Origin of the sequence: Okeania sp. SIO3B5, assembly GCF_010692555.1 — a bacterium.
In the GTDB taxonomy this organism is placed as follows: Bacteria; Cyanobacteriota; Cyanobacteriia; order Cyanobacteriales; family Microcoleaceae; genus Okeania.
Window position 1 is genome coordinate 1 of record NZ_JAAHHG010000464.1, and the last position, 7,942, is coordinate 7,942.

The window sequence follows — 7,942 nt, forward strand, 5'->3', positions numbered from 1 at the left end:
TTAAAGGTCCCGCGTGGAATTTTGATCAAAAGCGTGGTAGAAAAATTTTCTACCGCATTGGGAGATACCCCCTCAGCAGGTTGATCTTGCTGTGCATTGTTAACAAATGTTAGCAAAATAGTATCGGAGCTTATACCATTTCTCTGTAACAATGCGCTTAATAATTCTTAACATTCTTACCCAGGCTTGAACTTTACTGATAGTTGTTATCTTTTATTAAGCGCAGTTTCATAGAGAATTGGTATTACCGAAAAATTGGGTTTAAAGCCTCGCCCTTCTAGGGCGATTTTTAGCAGTAGACATATCCAGAAAAGAGGGAGTAGGGGTTAGGGAGTAGGGAACCCACCCCTCGCCCCTCCCCCGACCGTGGAGGGGAAAGAAATAAATTATTCAGCAGTAAAAATTAGTGTCCCTTTTGCAGCTTCTAAACTATCACCAATTTTTTGCCCATCGTGAAAAGCAGCCAAAATGACATCGCAAGTTTTTCCCCAAGCTATTATACCGTTGGCATCAATAGCGATCGCTCCTAAGTCCCTCTGATGTTCGTGTGCTTCAGCAAATGAACGTTCAAAAGCTGCTTTGAGGGAAAAACCATCTGTTACCCGAATCACAATTTTGGCAGCCAAACATTCATCAATAATATCTTCTCCAATACCTGTACAACTAACTCCAGCACTGCCAGTGGCGTAATTTCCGGCGGGCATGGCCGAATCACTTACACGACCAATCTTTTCAAAACCTTTCCCACCAGTAGAGGTACCCGCAGCTAATCTTCCTTCTTTATCTAAGACTACCACTCCGATAGTGCCAGTGCCTGGAGATTCTGCTACAACATTTGCCATCTTTCTACTAAAATCTTGTTTGCGGTCTTCTAGCCATTCGTTTAATCGTTTATCTGTGAGGGGGTTGTAAACGGGCATTTGTAGTTCCCGCACAAATTCGGCTGCTCCATTGTCTGATAATACGCGATCGGGCGATGTTTGCAGTGCTTTGGCCAACTCAATGGGGTTTTTAATCCGGGAGACATTGATCGCCCCACTAAACCGATTATTTAAACCATCCATCAAGGAAGCACTCATCCGAATTTGGCCATCAGATTGTAGGACTGAACCAGTCCCAGCATTAAATATGGGGTCATCTTCTAATAGTTGACAACCACGGACAACTACATCAATGGCTTTTGTGTCACTCAGAAGCAAGTTATGTAATTCATCTACTATTCTATGGAGAGATTTACGAACTGTTTCTAATCCTCCTTTTTCTTCAATGGAACTACCTGCACCGCCGTGAATAATTAGTTTTGGTTGCATTTTTTTGTGGTTAACTACAGAATCATTAAATTTAGGTATTAGGCTATATGTCAATTTGTTTGTCAATTTTTGACTTACGTCGCCGACATCTTTCAGAGCAATATTTGACTTCATCCCAACATTCAGCCCATTTTTTTCGCCAGGTAAAAGGGCGATTACATACGGGGCATATTTTACTTGGTAAGTCAGATTTAGATTTAGCCTTTCCCATGATATGATATTGAGTTTGTATAGCAATAAATAGTGACTGTTTCAGCTAAGAAAAAAGCATTGTTTAGATTAACTTTTCTAGTTTTTTGCTGTTCTGACTTTTGCTTTTTTACTATACCTATTAATTATTGTACCGAAAAAAGATGATTTTTAGAATTTAAAATTTATCTAATTACTTTAAAATTATAGATTTTCTCAAGTTACTGAGATCCAGTAGAAACATTCAGCTATCAGCTATTAATTCATTGCCTCGATCGCAGGAATTAGTATTGAGAGATTTAAAAAGAATTCAAAGTATTGAAAAAAAACTAACCTTGACTTTAGCAGTGTATATTCATTATTTATTAAACAGCTAAAAGTTGACTGCGAGCTAGCTGAATGCTTATGGTATAGTTGTTTTTCTTTTTTTATACTCCCTACCCCTTAAAATTACGAATTTTGTACTTCACGCTTCTTGGGAATTGCTATATCAAATTTAGACTCCAAACTATAAACTATTTTTCGTTCTACTAAGAGGAATATACATAAGCATTCAGTAGTCAGCTATCACTTATCAGTTATTAACTTATTATATTAGAAGCAGAATTCAAAATTATGTTTATGCAGCATTCCGTAGGAAATAAAAACACTAGCTAATCTTAGTAAGTTATTACGTTCATGCATCTGTCTACGCAACATTCCGCAGGAAATGTTTATGAATATACAGCCAAAAATTGTAAATTTTAGATATTTTTTCTTGTTGATTAATTGATTCAAAAATGAAGACTCGTAAAAACTTATTGACAAATATTTTTCCTTATGTATTGCTTTTGATTATGACAGCGATCGCTCTTTATTTTACGAGACCAGTTTCTTTACAAATTCGCTGGAATGATGAAACGCTTTACTATACTGTGGCTCAAAATATTGTGCGTAATTTTGATTTTAATAGTCATCATTATTTAGCTAGTAGTATTATCGAAAAAGGTTATCCTACTAAGGATACTCATTTGCCTGGTTATCCTTTAATTTTAGCTATTGGTTTTTTGATTGGTGGTATTAATGAAAGAACACCGTTTTTTGTAAATTATTTGCTACTGATGATAACTATGTTTCTCATCTTTATGGTTGGCAAAAATATATTTAATCAATGGGTTGGTTTTGCTGCTGCTTTGATTTACTTGATTTATCCTTACACTCTAGTTTTGACTCATTCGGTAATGACTGAAATATCTGCTTCTGCTGTAATTATGGTAGGTGTAGCTCTATTATTTCTACAAAAAGAGGGTTGGTTAAAAGGTATATTTTTAAGTTTAGTAATAGCTTTGGTGTATCTAATCAAACCTTTTCTTTTAACCTTACTTCCTGCTAGTATTACTGTTTTATGGATAAATAAAAATCAATATTACAAACAAACTTTATTGAGTTTATTATTTTCTTTGACATTATTATTAGTTGCTGTGTTAATTCCCCTTTCCCAGAATCAAGAAATTTATCCTTATGCAGCAACAAGAATTTTATCTCAATCTAGTTTGACGAATATGCTCGGAATGATGGGCGAAAATTTTTTATTCAATTGTAGTCTCATCATTAACTTTAAAAAGTTTCCAGTTTATACAACAATTACTCTATCAATGTTGCTGCTATGGAGTATTTCTTTAGCTGTATTTATTACCAGAATAGATCGAGATAAATTTACATCTTTTGAAGCTTATAGAAATTTATATATTTTTAGCCTAATTAGTTTTATGCCTGCTTTATTAGCAGTTTTTTTACTTTATCAATATATTGATATGGGGATTCGAGGATTGGCAGTTTTTTCTCCATTAATGGCAATATTATCAGTGGCAAGTTTATGGTTATCAGGAAAGGCAGAAGGCAGGAGGCAGGAGGCAGAAGGGAATTCTGATTCCTGCCCTGTACCCTCTGCATTCTCTCTTAGTTCATTAATTTCACAATTACCAACTAAAAAGATATTTGCTATAGGATTAGGAATTTTGGTGTGTTTAAGTTATTCAAATTTTGTCACATTTCACAAATTAAAAAATCTGCAACGACGACAGTCTGAACGTTTATATACTTATAGTTATCGGATGCAAAAAGTTATATCAAAATTGCAAATTCAACCACAAGTAGTAATATCAGAAAAAAACTTTTATCTAGCGATCGCGAATTATCCAACTCAAGTCATTTGGCAATTACCCCAAACATTACATGAATTACGAGAAGTAGAAAAAAAAGTGAGAATAGAATTGATAGAATTAAAAGATTCTGACCCAATTTTTCAAGAAAATTTGCAAGTTTATAATAATGTAAATCTATTAGATAATCGCTATATATTGCAATACCAAGACCGAAATTTTTATTACTATTTAAAACTGAGTCATTCAAGAATTTAGAATTTAGAATTTAGAATTTAGAATTACCTCTCCTTTAAAACGGATAGGATTGACTCAAAGGAAATTTTTTCTTTTTATCCCCTTAAAAGGAGAGGCTTTATACCACAATTTTTCGGTAATATCAATTATATAAAATAGCGAGGCTTGAATCCTAATTTTTCTGTCAGTATAAATTCACTCTTTTTATCTCTAGCTTCTTCCCTTTTACTGAATTTTAACCAGGGTGCATCTCATAGCAAGCAAAAATACTTTTTTCCTATATATTCCCTATTCCCTATTCTCTATTCTCTTTTGCCTTTCGGATCTGTTGCCTTTCGGAGCTGTTGCCTAAAAGCGATAAATTTTTGGCTTTATTCAAAAAAGATATTTGCTATGGAATTAGGAATTTTGGTGTGTTTAAGTTATTCAAATTTTGTCACATTTCACAAATTAAAAAATCTGCAACGACGACAGTCTGAACATTTATATACTTATAGTTCCCGGGTGCAAAAAGTTATATCAAAATTGCAAATTAAACCACAAGTAGTAATATCAGAAAAAAACTTTTATCTGGCGATCGCTAATTATCCAACTCAAGTAATTTGGCAATTACCTCAAACATTACATGAATTACGAGAAGTAGAAAAAAAAGTGAGAATAGAGTTGATAGAACTAAAAGATTCTGACCCAATTTTTCAAGAAAATTTACAATTTTATAATAATGTAAACCTATTAGATAACCGTTACATATTACGATACCAAAACAGAAACTTTTATTACTATTTAAGATTTGGTAAGTAATATACATCAGATAAAATGATGTGATAAATATGGCAGTATATTTTGTCAGTTATTCGCTGTTTTTTCAGACAAAATAAAATTCTTATAGTAATTCCCAAAAAGCGTGAAGTACGGGCATTCGTTTGTTGCGCTGGAGTAGGGAATAGGTAGGGACGTTATATGCAAAATCCATACAGAGTAGTAATTTGGGAAACAGAGAATAGCGGTGCGACCTCCGCATGGTGCGACAGATGCACCTGGTAGCACACCAATAGAGAAAAGAAGAAAAACAACTGTATCTCACGCTTTTTGAGAAACCTTATATAGAAAAAAATTTATATAAATTCCTCTCTTAATAAATTATGGCTCCTAGCATCCCAATAGAAACTAAACTAGGGCGTTGCTGAATGAAGCTATGAAACTTACAGCAGATTTGATAGATTTTTGTTAATAATTTTAGTAGACAATTTATATAGAAAATCTGTCCTTATATCTTTCAGTTTGACATATTTGCACAGCATTCTGTAGGAAAGTTTGGCTATTCTAAACCTGGCTTTTTCATATCGTTTTGTTTGGATAGCATGACCAAGGAAATCTTGAGTTGTCTTAGATAATAACTTACTTAACTTTCGATAGCAAAGCTCCTCTATATGCGGAGCATTTTGTAGGAAAAAATGTTAATTATTATACCAAAATTTAAATAAGAATGGTACAAAAAAAACAGAAAATTATGCTTACAAAGAACTTCTCCAATATTATAAGTTACTACCTATTTTGGCAGTTTAATGACTCTATCTTTCATCTTGCCTTTTAGTTGATTTAAAAAAGTTTTTATATGTCTGATTTAAATCGTGCAATGACTGTTGTAATGGTATGTTATAAGCTTCTGAAAACTCCTCTCTCTATGAAGTACTTTAGCTTGATTTATCAACAGTTTTTGTGGCTCATAATTGGTGTCTTTATAGCATTTTTCTAAATTCAAATTACAGATAATGCTTCAATAATAAAATCATATTCAGTAATAGAATCAATGTCTTTTTTACTAAATCCAGCTAATATATTTATCAAGATTTTTCGTGATAAATCAAAAGAATTAAAGACACAATTTTTCAAGATTTTTTTTAATTAGGGTTTGCTGAATAAATCTAAAAGCTTTTACAGATAGAGCTTTTAGCATTTTTAGGTCTGAAATACCTTGGTTTTCAGCTGTTCATGCTCAAAAAGTTACCATTTTAGGCACATCGTTGGGCAAAAAAATTACTTTCCTGTTCCTCTACTCCCCTACTCCCCTACTCCCCCGCTCCCCTACTCCGGAAAAAAGACTTTTTCAGCAAGCCCTAATTATGTCCCAAAATATTTCAATGGGATTAACTTCTGAAAAATAAGGAGATTGAATATAGTAAAATAACATGATCGGGAATAAACAAATCATTTCCTAGATGCTTAAGGCCGTTATCTAGCTGAAGAATGTGTATTTCATCAGGATAAATTTGAGAAAAAATCTCTAAAAATTTTTCAACGCAAGGGGTATCTAATATGAAATACTTTAATGTTTGCTATCAAAGATTCATATCATGTCCGGTAGCATCGGTATTGTATAGAGAAGGTAAGGAAGAAGGAAAAAGGAAGAGGGAAGAAGGCTTAAAAGCTTGAAAAAACGTAAATTTCCTGTAGATATTCACCCTTGGTTTTACACAAACGATACCAGCGGACATGATATCATAGGTAAATTAGGAGATGGGGAGATGGGGAGATTCGTATATTTGCACAATTTTTTGTATTTCATATAAATGACTAAATTCATCAAAAAAGAATCTCCTATTTTTGGTTTAACTAAACTATAAAGCCATAAATCTTCAAATAAGCATTGATATAAACCAATGGATTTAACTCCACAAACAGTAATAACTTTACCTGTAATAGTTTTTAATCCAATTCTAGTTCTCCTACGGATCGATACGATACTTAAATAGGGCTTGCTGATTAAATATCAAAGCATTGAAATATAAAGGCTTTAGTCTTTTTAGGGTCGAAAAAAGTGGCTGGTTTTCGGTGCCTCAGAGCTACAAAAAGTGAGTATTTTAGGCAGACAAGGACAGAAAAATTAAGGGGAAAATATCCAACTATCTCCTCTATAATTCCCATTTATCCTGACTCTTCCCCTTACCAAAAGACTTTTTCAGTAAACCCTAAATATAACTTTCATAATTCTTATCTAAACTAATCATATGATAGGAAATGAATTACTATTTCCATTAATAAAAAGTAGACCTAGAAAAGCGATGCTTAAATCCTATTCTCCTACGGATCGATACGATACTTAAATAGGGCTTGCTGATTAAATATCAAAGCATTGACAGATAAGGGTTATAGCATTTTTTTGTCTCAAAAAGTATCAGCTTTTTGGTGGAAAAAGCTCAAAAAGCTAGTATTTCAGGATGATTATGGTAGAACAATCTTGGGACAATTTTTTGACTACCTTTTCTATAATCCCCATTTCTCCTGACTTCTGACTCCTGACTCCTGACTCCTACCCCTACTAAAAGACTTTTGAGCGCAAACCCTAAATATGCCAGCGCACATTGCTATATAGGAAAAAAGTATTTTTGCAAATATGAGATGCACCCTCTTTTTTTATCCCCTTATACCAAGCGTGATAAATGTTTGCTACAAATAGCTAGGGTATTTATTAGAATTTCCGTTTGTCACCGCGAAGCAAACAGCAATCCTGCAATTCAGAAGTCAGAATTAATAGATTTAATACCAGTTTTCAGGTCGTAAATTCTCTTTTTCTCTTGGTGCGCGTTCCGCAAGCGAGCTGACGTCGTCGCGGGGTTGCACCGCTTTGTCAAAGGGACATTTCCTACAAAATCTTTTTATTGCACTTATTATTCGTAACATTCTTTTTTCACGCTTGGTATTAAAAGGGGAAGCTCCCAGAAGGAGGAGTAGGTAGGGATGTTGCATACAACATATATACAGGGAGAAGTTAACATCATAATAATCAATACTAACTAGCTAATAATTATCACAAAAATGATTTTTATTGCATCATTTACTGAATAATTGAAGTGTTATACCATTTCTCAAAAGTTTTGCTACATTTCCTTGGAAGTAGGGAGTAGGGAGTAGGGAGTAGGGAGTAGGGTTTAAAGGAATAAGATATTTTGGATTAATGCCTATAATCCTTACGAACATTACTGAATCATTAGACATCTCCAGAAAAGAGGGAACAGGGAACAGGGAACAGGGAACCCACCACTCGCCCCTCCCCCTCCCAACACA

General features: G+C 33.7%; 4 protein-coding genes and 1 pseudogene. 2 read left to right on the forward strand and 3 right to left on the reverse strand.

Annotation, left to right across the window (positions count from 1 at the left end; all coding sequences use genetic code 11):
* Positions 1 to 386: 386 nt before the first annotated feature.
* Positions 387 to 1,310, reverse strand: coding sequence for an isoaspartyl peptidase/L-asparaginase (locus tag F6K54_RS35545; protein WP_293088472.1), 924 nt, complete (start codon positions 1,308 to 1,310; stop codon positions 387 to 389).
* A gap of 43 nt (positions 1,311 to 1,353) precedes the next feature.
* Positions 1,354 to 1,521, reverse strand: a complete 168-nt coding sequence (locus F6K54_RS35550) for a DUF2256 domain-containing protein (RefSeq protein ID WP_293088474.1) — start codon at positions 1,519 to 1,521, stop codon at positions 1,354 to 1,356.
* 757 nt (positions 1,522 to 2,278) lie between these two features.
* On the opposite strand from F6K54_RS35550, the gene F6K54_RS35555 reads away from it, so the two are divergent.
* Both F6K54_RS35555 and F6K54_RS35560 read left to right on the forward strand, forming a co-directional pair.
* Entirely contained in the window at positions 2,279 to 3,898 is a 1,620-nt protein-coding gene (locus tag F6K54_RS35555) for a glycosyltransferase family 39 protein (protein ID WP_293088476.1), read from the forward strand.
* Positions 3,899 to 4,270: 372 nt separating this feature from the next.
* Entirely contained in the window at positions 4,271 to 4,678 is a 408-nt protein-coding gene (locus F6K54_RS35560) for a hypothetical protein (protein ID WP_293088478.1), read from the forward strand.
* Between the two features lie 3,030 nt (positions 4,679 to 7,708).
* Here F6K54_RS35560 and F6K54_RS35565 read toward each other — a convergent pair.
* A pseudogene (locus F6K54_RS35565) lies at positions 7,709 to 7,942 on the reverse strand (hypothetical protein); the annotation flags it as partial.